Below are 18,530 nucleotides of genomic sequence, written 5' to 3'. Positions count from 1 at the left end.
GCGGGCGGGACGCCGGGTGGTTCCGTGCCGCGGGGTCCCGTACACTCGGCGTCCCTGCGCTCGTAGCTCAATTGGACAGAGCATCTGACTACGGATCAGAAGGTTGGGGGTTCGAGTCCCTCCGAGCGCGCTGAAGAAAGTCTTCGTCGCGCCGACGAGGCGGGGCAGACACGCATGGCGGAGCCAGATCTCGCGTTCGGAGGCGAGGTGCTGATCCCGTTCGGCCCCGACGTCGACGTGTGTGGCACGGTCCAGGCACTCCGAGAGCGGGGAGGCGCCGCTTCGCCCGCCCTCCGGTGGGGAACCACGGACCGACCGGCCCCTACACTCCGGACGTGCCTGCCACGTTTGCCGCTGCCGAATCGTGGGACGCGGTGGTGGTCGGGTCCGGCCCGGGAGGGCTGACCGCCGCCGCCTGCCTGGCCGCCACCGGGCATCGGGTGCTCGTCCTCGAGCGGCACGACCTCGCGGGTGGCAACGCCCAGGTCTTCCGCCGGCACCACGACGACGCCGAGTTCGAGTTCGACGTAGGCGTGCACTACCTGGGCGATTGCGGGCCCGGGGGGCTGTTCCCGAGCATCTTCGCCGCCCTCGGCGTGGGCGACCGCATCCGGTTCCGCCCGCTCGACCCCGACGGCTTCGACACGTTGCGCTTCCCCGACCTGGAGCTCGCCGTCCCGGCTGGATGGGAGGCGTACCGCGACCGGCTGATCGCCGCGTTCCCCACCGAGCGAGCCGGCATCGAGCGGTGCCTCGACGTCCTCCGGCAGGTGGCCGACGAGTCCCGCGCCCGGCTGCTCCCGGGGGCGCAGACGCCGACCTTCGACGAATGGGCGTTCCGCCCGCTCGCCGATCTGTTCGACGCCTGCGAGCTCACCCCTCGCTCCCGCGCCGTGCTGGACCACTGGTCGGGGCTGTATGCCGGGCCCCCGTCCACCACCGCGATCGCCATGCACGCCGCGATCATCGACCACTACATGAGGGGCGCCTACTACCCCGAAGGTGGAGGCCAGGTGATCCCCGCCAGGCTCACTCAGGTGATCGAGGCCAACAGAGGCGAGATCCGCACCCTCACCCCGGTGGAGCGGATCGTGGTCGAGGAGGGTCGGGTCCGGGGCGTGCGCCTCGCGGGGGACCACGTCGTGGCTGCGCCGATCGTGATCTCCAACGCCGATCACTCCCGCACCGTGCTCGAGCTGGTCGGCCGCGAGCACTGGGAGCCGGCCACGGTCCGCTGGGTCGAGCACGCGACGATGACGGTCGGTCTGGTATGCGTGTACGTCGTGGTCGACATCGACCTCACCGACCGGCCCAACACCAACTACTTCGTCTTCCCGTCCTACGACGTGGAACGCCTCTACGAACGGCTCGACAGCGGGGTGCTCGACCTCGACGACCTCTTCGCCTACATCGCCATCGCGTCGCGCAAGGACCCCGGCAACGCGCATCTCTGCCCACCGGGCCACACCAACTTCCAGATCATGACCCTCGCGCCGCGCGGCTACGGGTTCTGGGGGATCGAGCGTGGGCCCGCAGAGGGTGGCCGGTACCGCCGCGACGAGACCTACCGCGAGCGCAAGACCCAGCTCACCGAGCGGCTGCTCGATCTGGCCGAGGAGGTGCTCGGCCCCTTCCGCGACCACATCGTGCACCTCGAGACCGCCACACCCATCACCCACGAGCGCTACACCCACTCCACCGGCGGCACCAGCTACGGCTACCTGCACTCACCGGACCAGAGCGGCACGAACCGGCCGCACCATCGCACGGAGATCGAGGGGCTGTGGCTGGTGGGCGCCGGTACCACCGAGGGACACGGCATCGCCGGCACGATGGTCGGTGGGGTGAACTGCGCCGGGGAGATCCTCGGGCGGCCGCTGCTGGTCGAGATGATGATGGGCACTCGACTGGTCGAACCCGAGTCGCTGCCACCCGATCCGGACGACTTCGACCCGGTCGAGCAGTGCCGGGGCCGAGCCCTGCGCGAGCGCCGGGCGGAAGGGCGGCGGGCCCGCGCCCGGGCCGGCTCCTGAGCATCAGCAGGCCGGCCCGTCGTCACCCGACGTCGAACAGCTCGAGAGCCAGGCGCGCCCCGTCCACGAGGGCGCAAGCCCCCGAGGAGCTGGCGCTAGGGTCGACGCAACCCGATCGACTCACGAGGAGGCGACATGGCGCTGGACCCGCAAGCGAAGAAGACCGCCCTGCGAGCGATCACCTACGGCTTGTACGTCCTCACCGCCAGAGACGGTGACGAGCTGGCCGCCGCCGGGGTCAACTGGCTCACCCAGGCCTCGTTCGAGCCGCCGCTGGTCGTCACCGCCGTCAAGACCGACAACGACTCGCACCGACTGATCGAGGCCAGCGGGGTCTTCGCGGTCAACGTGCTCGGCAAGGACCAGCTCGACATCGGCAAGGCCTTCTTCCGCACCTCGACCGTGGAGGGCGACACGATCAACGGCTACCGCTTCGAGCCCGGTCCCGAGACGGGTTGCCCGCTCATCGTCGAGTTGCCGTACTGGTTCGAGTGCCGGGTGACCGACACGGTCAAGCGCGGTGACCACACCGTCTTCGTGGCGGAGACGGTCGGCGCCGGGGTGCGGGACGAGACCGTGCTTCCCCTCGTGCTGCGCGACACCGGCATGAACTACGGCGGCTAGGCGCGGCTCCCACCGAGGTGATTCGGTCGGACAGGACGAGCGCCCCCGTCGACTCACACCAGCCGTGGCGACCGAGTCACGCGGTGGCCGGCACGAGGTCGTGTCGAGCCACCAGGCGGCGGAACCACGTCGCGGAGATCGCGATGCCGCTGCCGGTGAGCAACCAACCCGTGGCGGTCTTGGCCACCACGAACACGCCGATCGGTTGGGTGAGCAGCAACAGCAGGGTCGCACCGGCATTGGCCACCTGCACGAACGCCCACAGCAGCGTGATGCGCTCGAAGAAGCGCCGCACGCTGGCGTGGGCGAGCACGTGGTCGGGCAGGGGACAGAAGTCTGCGGCCAGCTTCTGGGCCAGCGGTCGCCCCGCAGGGAGCGACACCAGGAAGGCGCCGGCGACCAGCAACGTGCCGAGCGTGGGCTGGAGGAAGAACACGAAAACGCTGCCCGTGGCCAGCGCGACCGCGAAGCGGGTGGTGATCCCGACCGAGCCCAACACGAGAACGCCCGGTACCCGCTCCCGCCGGATCAGCCGGCGGGCGATGCAGCCGTAGGACCATGCCAACCCGGTGAGGATCGCCGCCCACACGCCCATCGCCCACAGCGCGGCATAGAACAGCACCAGCGGGATCAGCGTGGCCTCGAGCAGGTGGGGCAGCGCGTGGCGCGCCAGGTCGCGCAGGCGTGGGATCTCGAACGCGGCCATCCGTTCGGGTTTCGGCGGCCGCTGCGCCGACCTTGACGGGAATCTGTGGGGTGGAGGACCGGCGTGCTGCTAGGACGGTGGACCGTCACTCGACCTGGACCGGGAGGGGATGGCCATCGCCCACAACACGTCGGGCCCGACTTCCACGTCGTGCGCCTCGCGAGCGTGGGCGATGGCCGCCTCGATCACCTTCCCGACGACCTCACGGGTGACGTGACCACAGTCGCACGGCACCTCGTAGACCACCCCGTCGGCCACGGTGCCGGTTCCTCACCACCGCAGCATCCCGGACACCGGAACCCACCTCAGGAGCTCAGCCCCAGCGAGAAACCGTCACCCGCAGCGACGGCCTGCCAGGTCGCCGAGCCGGCCATCGTGGGGCTGAGCCGGTTCTCGAAATCACCCAGCCCCAGCTGGCCGACATAGTTCCCGCCCCACACCCACAGCGTGCCATCGGCCTTCAGGGCCAACGTGTGGGAAGCACCCGGAGCGACGGTGACCCAGTCGGTGTCGGTCCCCACCTGGGTGGGCACGCCCCGCCCGCTCGTGTCACCGACGCCGAGCTGGCCGACGAAGTTGTTCGCCCCCCAGGCCCACAGCGTGCCGTCGGCTTTGAGGGCGAAGCCACCCGAGTCGCTCGCCTCGACGTCCGCCCAGTCCGACTCGGAGCCGAGCGGTGTGGGCTCGAGATGGGGGGCGGAGTCCCCCAGGCCGAGCTCGCCGTCCTCGTTGTAACCCCACGCCCAGAGGGTTCCGTCGGGCTTCCGGGCGAAGGCGTGCGAGCCGTTCGGGGAGGCCGAGATGTCCACCCATCCCTCATCGAGGCCCACACGGGTGGGGACCGAACGGTCGTCGAGATCGCCGAGGCCCAACTGGCCGAAGCTGTTCTCCCCCCAGCTCCACAGCGAACCATCGGCCTTCAGGGCGAGCGAGAAACCCGCGCCGGCGCTGACCGCCACCCAGTCGGTGTCGGTACCGACCTGGGTGGGCGTCAGCCGGTCGTCGGTGTCACCGGTGCCGAGCTGACCCCGACCGTTCGCCCCCCAGGCCCACAGGGACCCGTCGGACTTCAACGCCAGCACGTGCAGCGAACTCTGGTCCACCGCCACCCAGTCAGTGTCGGAGCCGACCTGGGTGGGCGTCAGCCGGTTGTCGGTGTCACCGGTGCCGAGCTGGCCCATCCAGTTGTGTCCCCACCCCCACAGGGAGCCGTCACCGTCGATGGCGAGCACTGACCCTTGTCCGACCGAGATGCGCTGCCAGTCCGGGTTCGTACCGACGGGTGCCGGAACGTAACGGTCCGTGGTGTCGCCCAGGCCCAGCGACCCGAACCCGTTGAAACCCCACGCCTTCAGATTGGCCGTGCCGGCGTCATCATCGAGGATGGTGACGGTCCCCGTTCCGTTGAGGATGGTGATGTCCTCGGGGTGGCAGTGCTCACATCCCGGCGGTGGGGGAGGTGTCGGCACCGCGGTCGCCGACAGGATCGTGACCTCGAAGACCTCGTCGCCTTCCTGGGCGACGTCGCCGAGGACAGCGACGGTGGCGAAGCCGCGATAGCCGGACTTGATCGTGGTCGTCTTCGGCATCGTCGGCGCCTTGTAATCGACGCCGGGTGTGGCGCTGACCGGTGTCACCTGCCAGGTCACCTGCACCTCGGTGCCGGGCGGGTAGTCCCAGAACTCGGTGAACACGATGGGGACGCTCACCGTCTGGGGCTTGGCGTGGTCGCCTTCGAACACGCTGACCGAACCGATCGAGATCGCGGCAGGCGGCTTGTCTTCAGCCCTGACCTCGAGCACACCCGACGGCGTGCCGACGCCGACCGGAGCACCGCTCACCCCCGTGATGGTGATGGTCAAGGGTGGCGGGAAGAAGTACCGACCCGAGTACATGCCGTAGAGCTTCACGGAGGCGAATCCGCGGGTGCGGCCCGCCGGGATCCTCGTCGTCTTGGTTCCCTTCGGTGCCGCGTAGTCGACGCCGAGCGAACCACCGGAGACCTGCCAACTCACGTACACGTCCGAGGCCTGCGGTCGTGACAAGGTGATCGGCACCTTGACCGTCGTGTTCCGCATCGGCGCGGGCACGACGACCGACCCCATCGACACCGTCGCCGGCGGACTGGCCACGGCGGGACCCGCACCGAACACCACGGCCGCGGCGGTGAGCACCGCCATGACGCCCACCAGCACCACCGACCGGGCCGGCCTCCCTCGCATCCCCACCGGTCCTGCAACCCGGTCCGGACGCGACTGCGCTCCACGATGATCAGACATGCCGGCGACGGTACGGATCGAGCGCAACACCAGCGCAACACGGACACCACGTGCGATCGCGGTGCTTCAGCCCGTCAGCTCCGCGATGGCCGCCTCCGCCCGACGCTGCCAAGGCCGGGCACCGAACGCCTCACACGCCCCAGCCCCGGCGCGCAACGCCTCGATCGCCTCGCGATCGCGGCCCAGCGTCCGCAGCAGCAGGCCCACCGCTGTGGCGGTGGATCCCCAGAACGCGAGTCCGGCGATCCCACCGGCGAAGGCCAACCGCCCGGCGAGGGGTTGCAGCAACGGGAGCATCCGTGCGGCCATCTCCCGATCGCCGACCAGGGCCACCGCTTCGGCCAGGGTGACCGCGCCGCACAGCCAGGAGGCGTCGACCCGCCAGCCGTCCAACCCCGGATCGCGGCTGAAGGCGCGGATCTCGGCGGCGGCCTCGTCCAGTGCCCCGGACAGGGCGAGCGTGAGTGCGAGGGCACAGTGATACGCGGGGACTTCGTGGCCGTAGCTGGCCACCCCGGCTCGGGCGATCGCCGCGGCCTCATCGGGCCGCCCGGCGATGGTCATCCAGGTGAGCTGGTGACCACCCCAGGTCCGCAGGGCGGTCGCGTTGCCCCCGTCCCGCCACATGGCCAGCGCCTCATCGGCGAGTCGCCGGCCGGCCTCGACATCGCCGTCGACGATGGTGAGCAGCGCCCGCCAGGCGGCGACCCGCCAGCGGTCCATGAGCTCCCCGGAGGCGTCGGCCTCGACCGCCGCGGCGGCGAGGTCGTCCTCGACCCGCTGGCGCTCGCCGAGCTCGGCCAGATCGGACAGGCGGGCGAGGCGAGCATCGAACAGGGTGCGCCGGTCGCCCCGTTGCACGGCGAGGCGGACCACCTCGTCCGCGATCTGGACCCGCCGGTCGGTCTGGGCCGGATGGCTGAAGGCGATCCGACTCGCCACCAGCGCCGCGCACACCACACCCTCGTCCCCGAGCTCGCGAGCCTGCCGGACCGCGCTGGTCGCCAGGTCGACCCGCCGGTCGAGCTCGTCCGGCCGGTAGAGCGCGAACGCCAGGTCGCCCATCACCCGGATGCGCAGGCCGGGGTCGCCATCCGGCCCCAACCGCTCGAGCGCCTCCTCGAGGAGCGCCCGGTGCTCGTCCGACACGAACCAGGCCGAGGTCTCCTCGGTCCCACCGGCCAGGCCCAGGACGGCTTCGGCGAACAAGACGGGGTCGTCACACGCCCGCGCCAGCTCCGCGGCGGCGACGTGTTCCGAGCGGGAGGCCTCGAGCGCGCCGCTGGCCGCCGCGCAGCGCCCGAGTGCCAGCCGCGCTCGCGCCCGGGTCCGGGCGTCGGCCGCGTGCTCGAGCGCGGTGGTGAAGCGGCTCCAGGCCGACTCCCACGCCCGTTCGGTCAGGGCCAGCCACCCGGCCTGCATGGCCAGTTCGTAGATCCTCGACGACTCGACGAGGTGACCCGCGCCCAGCGCGTGGTGGAGGATCTCGCCCGCTCGCGCCGCGCTGTCGGGGCGCCGGCTCCAGGTGTCGGCGATCAGCGCGTGCAGTCGCGCTCGGCGGGCGGGCCCGAGGGCGTGCACCACCGCGTCCCGAACCAGCCCGTGGGTGAACGCCCAGCGGGCGACCGGCCCGTCGATCGGGCGAACGAGGTCGGCTCGGGTCGCCGCGCCGAGACCTTCGATGGCGTCGTCCTCTGCCACCCCGGCCACCGCGCACACGGTCGCCAGATCGAACGTGGAGCCGGCGACGGCACCCACGGCGATGCAGTGTGCGCCTGGAGCGGGCAGCATGCGGCGTCGGCGCTCGATGCGGTCCCGGACCGCGTGTGGGATCCCCAGCGGGCCCTCGGCCAGCGGTGAGGCCGGGCGCTCGGCGGCGCTGCGGAACAGCTCCGTGGCCAGGAACGGGTTGCCGTCGGTCGACTCGTCCACCCAACCGACGACCTCGGAGCATTCGTCCTCCGATCGGTCCGGCAGCAACCGGTGGGCGAGCGCCTGGAGGTCCTGCCGGGGGAGGCCTGAGAGGGCGATCGTCACGGTCGACGGTTCGCGGTCGAGACGCTCGGCGAGCTCACCCATCGGGCCCTCGAGCAGCCCGTGCGGCCGTGCGGTCGCCACCATCAGGATCGGCGCCCCGCGCAACGCACCGACGAGGTGGCGCAGCAACGCCACGGTCTCGGGGCCGGCCCAGTGCAGATCGTCGATCACCACCACCAGTGGAGACCGATGGGCGATCATCGTGTAGGCGACGGCGACGGCCTCGAACAGCTCCAGACGGTCGGCCGGTTCGTCGGACCGGTGCCAGCCCGACCCCTCCGGACGGATCCTGGCCCGCAGCGCCGGCACCATGACGGCGAGGGGCCGCGCCGCGGACCCGAGCTGCTCCACGACCTCGTCCCCGACGCTGTTCACGTAGCCGTTGAGCGTCTCCACGACGGCCTGGTACGGGGGTCCACCGTCGTCGCAGGACCCGTAGAGGACGGTGGCTCCCATGGCGTGCATCCGGTGCGCGGCCTCCAGCACCAACCAGGTCTTGCCCATGCCCGATTCGCCGGTCACCAGCACCAGTCCGGTCTCGCCACGGGCCGCTGCCTCCCACTGCCGTTCGAGACACGAGAGCTCCTCGCCGCGTCCCGTGAACACCGGCGGCCGGGGCGGCACGCACGACCGCGTGGAGCGGCGCGACCTGCCTTCGGGATCTGTCGGGGGAACGACCTGAGCCGGAGTGCGCTCCTCGGTACCGAGCAACTGGACGTACAACGCCTCGGTCTCTGCCGAGGGAGAGACCCCCAGGGAGTCGGCGAGGATCTGCCGGCACCGCTCGTAGGCCAACAGTCCCGCCCCACGATCGCCGGCAGCCAGATGCACCCGGAGCAGGTTCCGGTGGCCCAGCTCCCGGTAGGGCTCGATCCGGGTCGCCTCCTCAGCGGAGGCGAGGGCCGTCGAGAGCTCTCCCCGGGCCAACCGGGCGTCGGTCAACAGGTCCAGCGACCGGAGCCGCCATCGGTGCAGCGTCGCCCGCCAGCCGTCGACCCAGTCGTTCTCCTCACCCGGCAGGAACGGGCGGGCGCAGATCGCCCTGGCCGGCACTGCCGCCGCCTCGATCGCCGCCAGGTCGCCCTCAGCCACTGCCGCTTCCGCTCGCTGCAGCGAGACCCGAGCCACGTCCACGTCGGTGACCATCCCCCTGGGCAGGCACAGGCTCCAGCAGCCGGCCGCGCTCTCGATCGCGGCCCCCTCACCCACCGCCGCTCGCAGGATGCTGCGCAGACGCGACACCGTGTTGCGCAGCGACGCCTCCCATGACGCCGGCAGGGCCTCACCCCAGACGATCTCGGCCAGCTCATCGCGGGAGATCGGAGCATCGGCCAACGCCAGAGCTGCGAAGACCAGCCGGACGTTGCCTTCGGGCAGGTCGTGCTCCGCCCCGTCCACGCTCACCACCGACACTCGGCCGGTCAGGTACAGCCGGCTCGGTGCCGGTGTGGCACTCGGTGCAGCCATCGGATCGGCGATGTTGTCGTGCACCGATCCGACTCCCACCGTCGAAGCTGCACGTCGCGAACGACCCGCATCCTACCGGTCGAGCCAGCCCCGTCGGCGGGCGACGGGCGGCGGACACGGCCGCCTGGTTGGGCCGGTGGCCCGGCCGGGGGGCAGGCTGGAGATCGGTCGTCGTCGAACCACACGCACCGGGAGGCTGCATGAACCTCATCGAGCACGAGATCACCGAGACCCTCCGGCGAGAGGAGGCCGCGGCACGCCTGCGGGCCATCGCCGACGAACTGGCGTCGAACAACGACCTGTCCTTCGTCCGGGACGGCACCCGGTTCACGATCGACGTCCCCGACGAGGTGCTCCTCGAGATCGAGATCGAGGTGGGCGAGGGGGAGAGCGAGATCGAGGTCTCGCTGAAGTGGCCGATCCCCGAGGACTGAGCCGCTCCAGCCGAACCATGGGCGACCCGGCTGCGTGGTGGCGGCGAGCACCTAGGAGAGCCGTGCGGCGACGCCGGTCTGGTTGACCAGGTCGAGCTGCAGTTGGTGGTAGTGCTTCAGGTGCGAGAGGCGTCTGGGGTCGAGGGTGAGACAGATCCATCCCCAATGCAGCGCCACCACGTCGCCTTCCCGGACCGGTCCCGCCAACGCCAGGCCACCTCGGGCACCGACCACCTCTTCCCTGGTGGGCGGCCCGAGGGTCAGTCGCATTCCGTCCCACGCCAGCGGCCGGCACCGCACGACCGCCAGGTCGCCGTCGACTCGTTCGACGATCCCCCACCGGATGCGGCAGCGATCCAGCACGTGGAGCGGCTGCTCCACCGTGCCGCCGCGCAGCAGACCCACCCATGGGTACACAGCGAACACGTGGAACGCGTGGCTCAGCCGGGCCCGAGGGTCGATGGCGGCCACCAGCCGATCCCAGTCGGCCCCCGCCCGGCCACGGAACCGGTCCTCCACCGAGCCACCGAGATCGTGCATCGCCACCCGGTCGAGGAGGGGACTTCCCAGCCAGTAGGCCTCCACCACCCGCCGGTCGAGCGGGTCGAGCCCTGACGCGCCGGCGATGACCTCGAGGTAGGGCCAGGCGCCCTCGAAGCCCCGGCAGAGTTGGCGCAATCCACCGTCGGTGGCGCCGCTGGCCACATACTCGAGAAGCGATCCGTCGTCGTCGGGGCCGCAGTAGCCGAGCTCGTTCGGCGGGTAGGCGAAGCGGGCGAACAGCAGCGCCCCGTCTTCCCCTTCCGCGCCCGGTCCTGAGCGACGCGGGGTGAAGGTCATGCCGGCTCCCGATTCGAGCTCTCGTGCGATCGGACAGCCACGACAACGATCACGATCGTGCCTGCGGCGATGGCCGCCAAGCCAGCGAGATCCGCCCGCACCGACACGCCCCGCACCGCGGCGTCGAGAGCCGCGGTGATCACCGCGCCGAACACCAGCACCGCGGTCACGTCGACGGCCTGGGCTCTCGCCAGCGCCGAGTACCAGGTCGCGACGTAGGCGGTGAGGATGACCCCGGTGGCGAGCACCCATCCCCACTGTGAGCCGCGGTACCCGGCGATCGCGCCGAGCTCGCCGGTGACGGCGAGCCAGGCCACGAGCACGACCACCCCGATGCCCATCCGCGAGACGCCCACGGTGAGCGGCGACAGTGACGAGAGCAGTCGCTTGGCCACGAGGATCTCGACCGACCACAACAGGGTGGCCGCGAGGATCATCAGCTCGCCCGACTGGAGACGCAACGAGGACAGGTCTTTGGCCAGCAGCGCCTGACCGGCCACGATGGCGCCGATGGCTGCGACGTGCGGCCATCCCAGCCGCTCCCGCAGGAACAGCACCGCCAGCACCCCCACCCACACGACCAGGGTCTTGTGGATGAAGGCGGCGTCGGTGGACGTGGCCCGGGAGAGCCCCTCGAAGAAGAGCAGGAAGGGCAGTCCCCCACCGATCACCCCTACCGTGAGCAAGCCCAGCTTCTGCACGCTGGTCCGCGGTGGGGTCCAACCGTCCTCCGAGCGTCGAGCCGTGGCCGCCGCGAGCAACGCGCCCAGGCAGGCGGCAGCCACCAGGTTTTTGGCTGTCGTGTAGGCAGAGGAGTTGTCGAACTGCTTGACCGCGTAGCCGTTGATGAAGACCGCAAAACCGCTGATCACCGCGGTCGCGCCTGCCAGCCCGATGCCCCAGGCACGGGTATGTGGGATCCAACTCGGTCGGCGTTCCTCCACCGGTTCACGCATCCGTGGTTCCCTCCATCTCCGCCAGCCCGGCGCGGGCCTGCGCGATCTGCCGGGCGTCGTCCTCCCCGAGTACGGCGACGACGAACCCGGTGTGGACGAGCACCCAGTCACCCTCGCGCACCTCGGTCCCCTCGATCAGCTGCATGGCGATCGACGCCGAGCGCATCGTGCCGCCGACGTCGACCCGGGCGTGCTCACCGTTCACGTCGCACACCCGTCCCACGAGCGACAGACACATCACCCCTCACCCCCTGCCGAGGACACCACCTCGGCCACCCGCCGCGCCGCAGGGCCGACCGCCGCCACCACCGCCGGCGAGAGCCCTGGCCCATCCGCCTCGTCGGTGATCTCCACGCCGATGAGTACCAGCCTCGCCGGCAGGCGCCCGAGCACCCGACCCAACTCGACGGCCTCGGCGATGCCGCCACTGTGGCTGCTCACCGCTGGCACGGTGACCAGCGGGCCAGCGAGCAGGTCGACACACCGGACCGCGCCGGCCCGGCCACCGGTGCGGATCCCGTCCACGACCACCGCCAGATCCACCCCGTCCCACGCCTCGAGCAGCCGGGTCGGCTCCCCGTCGACCAGCACCACCGCCACGTCGGGCGGGAGCCGCTTGCGGGCAGCCTCCACCACCCGATGCCCGACGCCGTCGTCACGCCGCCACGGGTTGCCGACGCCGACCACCACCGACCGAGCGGGCTGCTCACGCCCACCGCGAGGTGTCACGGCTGCCGGGTCGCTGATCACCGGTCGACCCGCTCCAGTTCGAGGAAGTGCGTCGCGCACGAGATGCACGGGTCGTGGTTGCGGATCGCCATCTCGCACCGTCGGGTCAACGCCTCGTCGTCCAGCGCCAGGTTGTCCTCCACCAGGTGCCACAGATCGTGCTCGATGGTCGGCTGGTTCTGCGAAGTCGGGGGGACGATCACCGCATCGGCGATCGTGCCGTCCTCCTCCAGCACGTAGCGGTGGTACAGCAGCCCTCGTGGCGCCTCCGTGGCAGCGTGCCCCACACCGGCCCGAGGCTCCACCGGCAGCGCGGGGGTGTCGGGCTCCTCGTAGGCGTCGATGGCCGCCAGTGCCTCCTCGCACGCGTGCAGCACCTCCACGGCCCGAACCACGATGCTGCGGAACGGGTTGGTGCAGGTCGCCCCGAGACCTGCCCGCCGGGCGGCATCCGATGCGGCAGGGCGGAGTCGGTCGTGGTTCAACGAGTAACGGGCCAGCGCGCCGCACAGGTAGTGATCCCCATCGAGGGTGGCGTGCAGCGCGTTCGAATGCTCGACCTGTTCCTCGGTCACTCGGTCGAGAAACTCGGCTTCGCTGATGTCGAGTCCCCGGTTCGACACCACCCGACCGCCGAGGACCGGGTAGCGGTCGTGCTCCCGTACCGAGACGAAGGTGTAGTCGTGCCCCGCATCGGGGAACTCGAAACCGGCGACCCACTCGACGGTGGCCAGGGCGTCGTCGCGGGCACGCTCGAGTCCGGGGCGGAGACGCTGCAACTCGCGCGAGGTGGGAACGCGGTGGAAGCCCCCGACCCGCACGTTCACCGGGTGGATGGCCCGGCCGCCGATGAACTCGATGAGCTGATTGCCCGCCTTCTTCAACCGCAGCCCCCGTTCCACGCTGGGCCGGTCGCGCTCGGCGAGCTGCACGGCGGAGTCGAGCCCGAAGAAGTCCGGCGCGTGCAGCAGGTAGATGTGCAGGGTGTGGCTCTCGATCCACTCGCCGGCATAGAGGATGCGCCGGAGCAGCTCCAGCGGGCCGTCCACCACCACCCCACACGCGTCCTCGATCGCCCGGCAGGCGCTCATCTGGTAGGCGACGGGACAGATGCCGCAGATCCGGGCCGTGATGTCGGGTGGCTCGAGGTAGGAACGCCCCCGCAGGAAGGCCTCGAAGAACCGCGGCGGCTCGTAGATGCGGAGCTGCACGTCGGCCACCTGGCCATGGACGGTCTCGATGTAGAGCGCCCCTTCGCCCTCGACCCGGGCCAGGCTGTCGACCTTCAGCGTGCGACCAGCTGGCGCCCGATGGGTCATCGCCGATCCTCCGCACGGTCCGAGTCGCGCCCGGTTCGCGCCGTCTTCCCCTGGAGGGTCACGGCCACGGTGGCCACCTCCGCTCGCCGGGTGCCCTCCTCCCGGAAGCCGGGGGCCCACGCGTTGAAGGTGCGCAGCACCCGGCTGATGTCCCGGTCGGTGACCCCCATCTGCTCGAAGCGCTCCGCCAGCGCTCGGGACTGTGGGGACTCCATGGGGCCGAAGCAGCCGTAGCAGCCTCGGTGGTAGGTGGGGCACAGCGCACCGCAGCCGGCGTGGGTCGCGGGCCCGAGGCAGGGGGTGCCGTGCGCCACCATCACGCACACGTTGCCCCGCTCCTTGCACTCGACGCACACGCTGTGGGTCGGCACCGCCGGTCGGCGGCGGGCGAGGAAGGCCGACAGCACCTCCAGGAGCTGCCGCTTGTCGATCGGGCAGCCCCGCAGCTCGAAGTCCACCGGCACGTGCGCCGAGATGGGCGTGCTCTCGTCGAGGGTGGAGATGAACGAGGGTTGCGCGTACACGATCGACAGGAACCCCTCGATGTCGGCGAAGTTGCGCAGCGCCTGGATGCCTCCCGCCGTGGCACAGGCACCGATGGTCACCAGCCGTGCGGACGCTTCACGGATGCGCCGGATGCGGTCCCGATCGGACGGGGTGGTGATGGAGCCCTCCACCAGCGACAGGTCGTAGGGCCCGGCGACCGGCGCACTCGATGCCTCGAGGAAGTAGGCGATATCGAGGGCGCCGGCGACGTCGAGCAGCTCGTCCTCGCAGTCGAGCAGGGTGAGCTGGCACCCGTCGCACGAGGCGAACTTCCACACCGCGAGCTTCGGGCGGGGACTCACAGGCCTCGCACCGCCAGGAGCGGCTGGAGTCGTTCCCAGGTGCCGACCGGTCCCTCGCGGCACACGAAGATCGGGCCGAGCTGGCAGTGGCCGCACTGCGCGATGGCGCACTTCATGTTGCGTTCAAGGGAGACCTCGATGTCGCCCGGCGAGACGCCTCGTCCGGTGAGCGCGTTCGCCGCGAAGCGCATCATGATCTCGGGTCCGCAGAGGAAGGCCACGGTGCCGGCAGGGTCGATGGCGGCGCGGGCGATGAGCCCGGTGACGACCCCGACATCACCCCGCCACTCCGGCCCGGCGCGATCGACGGTGACCTCCACCGACAGGTCGGAGCGTGCCCGCCACTCCTCGAGCTCGGCCCGGTAGAGCAGGGTTTCGGGGGACCGAGCGCCGACGAGGACGTTGACCCGGCCATACGCCTGGCGATCCTCGAGGATCCGGTGGACGATCGGCCGCAGCGGGGCGAAACCGATACCTCCACCGATCACCACCACGTCACGCCCTCGGGCCCGCTCGACGTCCCACCCTCGCCCGTACGGTCCGCGCAGTCCCACGACATCACCGGGACCGAGCGCGCACAGCGCCTGGGTGGTCGCACCGACGGAGCGGATGGTGTGGACGACCGTGTCGCCCCTCGCCGGGTCGCCACTCACCGAGATCGGTACCTCACCCTGACCGAAGGCGTACACCATGTTGAACTGCCCGGGCTCGGGCGGGTCGAGTGCTCGATCGATCGGCTCGAGCTCGAAGGTCACGGTATCCGCGAGCTCCCGGGTGACCGCCACGACCCGGTGGCGGGACGGGACCATCGGTGGATCGCCGACCGGAACGTGCTGGAGCTCAACCGGCATGCCCGTCACCCACCGGGTTGCCGTAGACGTCGAGGAGCTGGAGACGGGTCTGCAGGAGCCGCTCCTGGGCGATGCGAGCGAAGCGTTGCATCAGCCGGTAGCCGAGGGCGGTGTCGTCGTCACACTTCCCCCGGAGGCAGGCGCCGTCCAGCGCGATGGCCGACGTCTCGGCCGTGGCCCGAGCCCCCAGGCTCCAGCGGTAGGGCGGGAACAGCCATGACCAGCCGAGTACGTCGCCGTCGCGCAACGTGGCCACCACGAGCGGGCCTCGTCCCGGTGCGTGGACGTCGAGCGCCACCCGCCCGTGGCGGATCACGTAGAAGGTGTCGGCCGGTCCCCCTTCCTCGAAGATCTGCTCGCCCTCGTCGAAGTGGACGTTGACACCGCAGCCGGCGATGAGGTCGAGATCACCCTCCGGGAGATCGGCGAACACCGGATGCTCGGCGAGCAGCTCGCGGATGCTCTTCATCCCTGTCCCTCACGAACTGACATGGCGCCATCGGCGGGATCGGGGCCCTGGGTGGGCTCCGCCCGGATGGCAGCCACCTCCTCCGTCAGGTCGATCCCCGCCGGGCACCAGGTGATGCAGCGTCCACAGCCCACACAACCCGAGCTGCCGAACTGCTCGATCCAGGTGCCGAGCTTGTGCGTGAGCCACTGGCGGTAACGGTCACGGTGGGTGCCGCGGACGCTGGCTCCGTTGAGATACGAGTGATCGAGGGTGAAGCAGGAATCCCACCGCCTCCATCGCTCGGCCTCCGCACCGGTGAGGTCGGTGACGTCCTCGACGCTGCTGCAGAAACACGTCGGGCAGACCAGCGTGCAGTTCGAGCAGGCCAGGCACCGCTCCGCCACCTCGTCCCATCGGGAGTGCTCCAGGTTGGAAGCGAGCAGCTCCGCGATGCCCTCGGTCTCCACCCGGCGGCCCATGCGCTCGGCAGCCCGGGCAGTGGCCTCGAGCGAGGCCACCACGTCGTCGGGTGTGCTCGGACGCCCGTCGATGCCATCGAGCAGGGCAACCGCCTTCTCGGTGGCGGCTTCGAGCAGGAACTCGTGCGGGGGCCCGAGCAGCTCGGTGAGGGCGAGGTCGTAACCGCCTTCGGCCCGAGGTCCGGCCCGCATGGACGAGCAGAAGCAGGTGGCCGCCGGATCGGAACAGTGCACGGCCACGACGAAGCACCCTTGCCGCCGATGGGCGTAGAGAGGATCGGTCTGGCCGCCCCCGATGAACACCCGGTCCTGGATGGCGATGGCGTGCAGGTCGCAGGAGCGCACACCGACGAACGCGAAGGGCGGCTCGCCGCTCGGGTCGTCGATGACGACGTCGAAGCCGTCATCGGAGCGCTCGGCCCGCCACAAGCGAGTACGAGCCGGAAACAGGTACTGGCGCCACGAGTGAGGGCCGACCGCCCAGCCGAAGTACGCGCCGTCCTCCCGGCGCCGGAGGCGATAGGAACCGGGTTCCTGGTCATCGGTCCAGCCGCGTGGCAGCTCGCTGATCGAGCGGAGCTCGTCGAGAACGATCGAACGGTCGCGCACCGTCGGGCCGATCACCCGGTACCCCGCGTCGCGCAGCAACCCGAGGAGTTGATCCAGGCCGGTGCCGTCGACCACCAACCGGGCGCGCGCCGCGGCGGAGGGCAGCATGGGCGCACCTTCGGTGCGAACCGGGCCAGCGGCAATCGGCCGACGGCCTGGCGAGCTTGGATACACCGCCTAATCAACGTGGCAACCCTCGGGCCGTGTCAAGGCCTGGGGGGAGACGGGATCGGAATCGCCAGGCGGACAGTGCCAACCGAAACGCTCGACCCGACCGCATCGCAACCGGGGGGCTAGACCATGTGACGCACGCCTCCGCCTGTTAGCGGGCGCGGTCGGTTGACTGGCATTCGCGCCGCGATCAACCGAGCCGACATGTCCCAGACCACCACACACCCACTCCGAGGCCCCTCCATCGCCGGAGGCTGCCGCAGATGACACGGCTCGGGAAGACCTGGGCGGTGCTGTTCTTGGCGTACCTGGCAGCGACGCCGTTGTTCACGGTGGTGGCGATTCCCCCAGGGAACGCTGCTCTGCTGTGGCTTCCGAACGCTGTGCTCGTGGTGGCGCTGTTGAAGACGGACCGGCGGTGGTGGTGGTCCCTCTGGCTGGTGGCTCTCGCCGCGGAGATCGCTGGCGACGCGATCCAGGGGCTCGGTGTTGGCCCAGCCATCTGGTGGGGAACCGTGAACGTCCTCGAGGCGACCGCGGTGGCCTCGGTGCTCAACCGATTCGGCGGAGACCAGCCTTTCCTGCGGTCAGTCCGCTCGGTGAGCGTCTTCGCCCTCGCGGCGCTGGCCATACCCGCCGCCACCGGAACGATCGGCGCTCTCGGATCCACCCTCGAGTTCGGCTCCGACTGGAGAGACGCCTGGCAGGCGTGGTGGTTCGGCCATGCCATCGGCTTCCTCGTCGGGATCGCGATCGGACTCGCGCTCTTCGACCTGCGCTCCAGCATGGTGACCGAGCGGTCACCTCTCGCGCGGTTGGGTTATGGAGCCGCAGTGGCGGCCACGGTCCTCGCCGCCGTGCTGCTCGCGCTCAGCGAGCGGACCTCCTCCGCCGAGTACGTGGCGATCGCGGCAGGCATCATCGCGGCCGTAGGGTTCGGTTCGGCGGGCGCGGCGGCAGGTAGTGCGATCGTGGCGGTCATCGCCATCGTTCCTTCGGTATCCGAACACGGAACGATGGGGATCGTCGAGACCCAGGCGTTCCTGTTCGTCCTCGCCACGGCCATCCTGTTCGTCGGTGCGGCCATCGAGACCCAGCGGGCCTCGCTCGCCGCGCTGAGACGGAGCGAGGCGCGGTTCCGGACCACCTTCGAGGACGCCCCCATCGGCATGGCTCTGTCGGATCTGACCAGCGCACCGCCCGGTCGCTGGAACGAGGTCAACGCCGCGCTGGCCCGCACCCTCGGGTACCGGCCCGCTGACCTCGCTGGCACGGATCCGGACCTGCTCGTCCACCCGGGTGACCGGCAAGCGGGTGAGCTGGACGCAGCCCTGTCGGCGGGCGGGCACGCCGCGGACAGCGAACGGCGGTACCGGCACGCGGACGGCCACTACCTGTGGTGCCGGGTCGTGCGCTCGATCGTCCACGATCCCACGACCGACGAGCCGACCATCGCGATCACCCAGCTCGAGGACATCACGGCGACCAAGGAAGTGGCCGATCAGCTGGCCCAAGCCGCGCTCCACGACCCACTCACCGGGCTCCCGAACCGCCTGCTCCTCATGGATCGTCTCGACCAACAGCTGGCCTCGTTGGCGCGGGTGAACGGCCTCGTGGCGCTCTTCTACGTCGATCTCGACCAATTCAAGAAGATCAACGACCTGCTCGGCCATGATGCCGGCGACAGGGTGTTGATC

At 70.7% G+C, this 18,530-nt stretch carries 17 protein-coding genes and 1 tRNA gene; 5 read left to right on the top strand and 13 right to left on the bottom strand.

Annotation, left to right across the window (positions count from 1 at the left end; translation table 11 throughout):
• Nucleotides 1–56 precede the first annotated feature (56 nt).
• From V7004_RS10505 to V7004_RS10495, 3 genes are all read left to right on the top strand, one after another.
• A tRNA-Arg gene (locus tag V7004_RS10505) sits at nt 57–130 on the top strand.
• A gap of 205 nt (nt 131–335) precedes the next feature.
• The gene (locus V7004_RS10500; RefSeq protein ID WP_334143858.1) at nt 336–2,033 is read left to right on the top strand and encodes a phytoene desaturase family protein; all 1,698 of its coding nucleotides are present in this window, start codon (nt 336–338) and stop codon (nt 2,031–2,033) included.
• A gap of 141 nt (nt 2,034–2,174) precedes the next feature.
• Nucleotides 2,175–2,657, top strand: coding sequence for a flavin reductase family protein (locus V7004_RS10495; protein WP_442968044.1), 483 nt, complete (start codon nt 2,175–2,177; stop codon nt 2,655–2,657).
• A 76-nt stretch (nt 2,658–2,733) separates the two neighbouring features.
• Here the strand turns inward: V7004_RS10495 and V7004_RS10490 are convergent, their stop codons facing one another.
• From V7004_RS10490 to V7004_RS10475, 4 genes are all read right to left on the bottom strand, one after another.
• A complete protein-coding gene (locus tag V7004_RS10490; RefSeq protein WP_334143856.1) occupies nt 2,734–3,363 on the bottom strand; it encodes a VC0807 family protein in 630 nt (209 codons plus the stop codon).
• Nucleotides 3,364–3,432: 69 nt separating this feature from the next.
• On the bottom strand, nt 3,433–3,621 hold the full coding sequence (locus tag V7004_RS10485) for a hypothetical protein (protein ID WP_334143855.1): 189 nt from the start codon (nt 3,619–3,621) through the stop codon (nt 3,433–3,435).
• 47 nt (nt 3,622–3,668) lie between these two features.
• Complete coding sequence (locus tag V7004_RS10480) at nt 3,669–5,642, bottom strand: RCC1 domain-containing protein (RefSeq protein ID WP_334143853.1); 1,974 nt, start codon at nt 5,640–5,642, stop codon at nt 3,669–3,671.
• Between the two features lie 66 nt (nt 5,643–5,708).
• Entirely contained in the window at nt 5,709–9,185 is a 3,477-nt protein-coding gene (locus V7004_RS10475; RefSeq protein WP_334143851.1) for an ATP-binding protein, read from the bottom strand.
• Between the two features lie 161 nt (nt 9,186–9,346).
• Here V7004_RS10475 and V7004_RS10470 point away from each other — a divergent pair, with 161 nt between their 5' ends.
• Nucleotides 9,347–9,580 (top strand): amphi-Trp domain-containing protein, encoded by a 234-nt coding sequence (locus tag V7004_RS10470; RefSeq protein ID WP_208028674.1) that lies wholly within the window; start codon nt 9,347–9,349, stop codon nt 9,578–9,580.
• A gap of 51 nt (nt 9,581–9,631) precedes the next feature.
• Here V7004_RS10470 and V7004_RS10465 read toward each other — a convergent pair whose 3' ends face one another.
• From V7004_RS10465 to V7004_RS10425, 9 genes are read right to left on the bottom strand one after another with little or no spacing between them, the layout of a single operon-like run.
• Nucleotides 9,632–10,420: a DUF6390 family protein gene (locus V7004_RS10465; RefSeq protein WP_334143850.1), complete on the bottom strand. Its 789-nt coding sequence runs from the start codon at nt 10,418–10,420 to the stop codon at nt 9,632–9,634.
• A complete protein-coding gene (locus tag V7004_RS10460) occupies nt 10,417–11,376 on the bottom strand; it encodes a DMT family transporter (RefSeq protein ID WP_334143849.1) in 960 nt (319 codons plus the stop codon). Before V7004_RS10460 ends, V7004_RS10465 begins: the two co-directional genes overlap by 4 nt.
• Entirely contained in the window at nt 11,369–11,614 is a 246-nt protein-coding gene (locus V7004_RS10455; RefSeq protein ID WP_334143848.1) for a HypC/HybG/HupF family hydrogenase formation chaperone, read from the bottom strand. The genes V7004_RS10460 and V7004_RS10455 overlap by 8 nt, the downstream gene beginning before the upstream one ends.
• Nucleotides 11,614–12,126 carry a hydrogenase maturation protease gene (locus V7004_RS10450; protein ID WP_334143847.1) on the bottom strand — a complete coding sequence of 171 codons (513 nt, stop codon included), beginning with the start codon at nt 12,124–12,126 and terminating at the stop codon, nt 11,614–11,616. The genes V7004_RS10455 and V7004_RS10450 overlap by 1 nt, the downstream gene beginning before the upstream one ends.
• Nucleotides 12,123–13,424, bottom strand: coding sequence for a Ni/Fe hydrogenase subunit alpha (locus tag V7004_RS10445; RefSeq protein WP_334143845.1), 1,302 nt, complete (start codon nt 13,422–13,424; stop codon nt 12,123–12,125). The genes V7004_RS10450 and V7004_RS10445 overlap by 4 nt, the downstream gene beginning before the upstream one ends.
• Nucleotides 13,421–14,272: a hypothetical protein gene (locus V7004_RS10440; protein ID WP_334143844.1), complete on the bottom strand. Its 852-nt coding sequence runs from the start codon at nt 14,270–14,272 to the stop codon at nt 13,421–13,423. Before V7004_RS10440 ends, V7004_RS10445 begins: the two co-directional genes overlap by 4 nt.
• Nucleotides 14,269–15,123: an FAD/NAD(P)-binding protein gene (locus tag V7004_RS10435; RefSeq protein ID WP_334143842.1), complete on the bottom strand. Its 855-nt coding sequence runs from the start codon at nt 15,121–15,123 to the stop codon at nt 14,269–14,271. The genes V7004_RS10440 and V7004_RS10435 overlap by 4 nt, the downstream gene beginning before the upstream one ends.
• Nucleotides 15,113–15,592 carry a cyclic nucleotide-binding domain-containing protein gene (locus tag V7004_RS10430; RefSeq protein WP_334143841.1) on the bottom strand — a complete coding sequence of 160 codons (480 nt, stop codon included), beginning with the start codon at nt 15,590–15,592 and terminating at the stop codon, nt 15,113–15,115. The genes V7004_RS10435 and V7004_RS10430 overlap by 11 nt, the downstream gene beginning before the upstream one ends.
• Nucleotides 15,589–16,770, bottom strand: a complete 1,182-nt coding sequence (locus V7004_RS10425) for a 4Fe-4S dicluster domain-containing protein (RefSeq protein WP_334143839.1) — start codon at nt 16,768–16,770, stop codon at nt 15,589–15,591. Before V7004_RS10425 ends, V7004_RS10430 begins: the two co-directional genes overlap by 4 nt.
• A 326-nt stretch (nt 16,771–17,096) precedes the next feature.
• Here V7004_RS10425 and V7004_RS10420 point away from each other — a divergent pair.
• The coding region (locus tag V7004_RS10420) for an MASE1 domain-containing protein (protein ID WP_334143838.1) at nt 17,097–18,530 on the top strand (1,434 nt) is incomplete at its 3' end.

It is taken from the genome of Rhabdothermincola sp. (genome assembly GCF_036846205.1).
Classification (GTDB): Bacteria; Actinomycetota; Acidimicrobiia; order Acidimicrobiales; family Acidimicrobilacustridaceae; genus Rhabdothermincola.
Note: the sequence above shows the minus strand (reverse complement) of the source record. Positions and strands in the feature narration are given on the sequence as shown.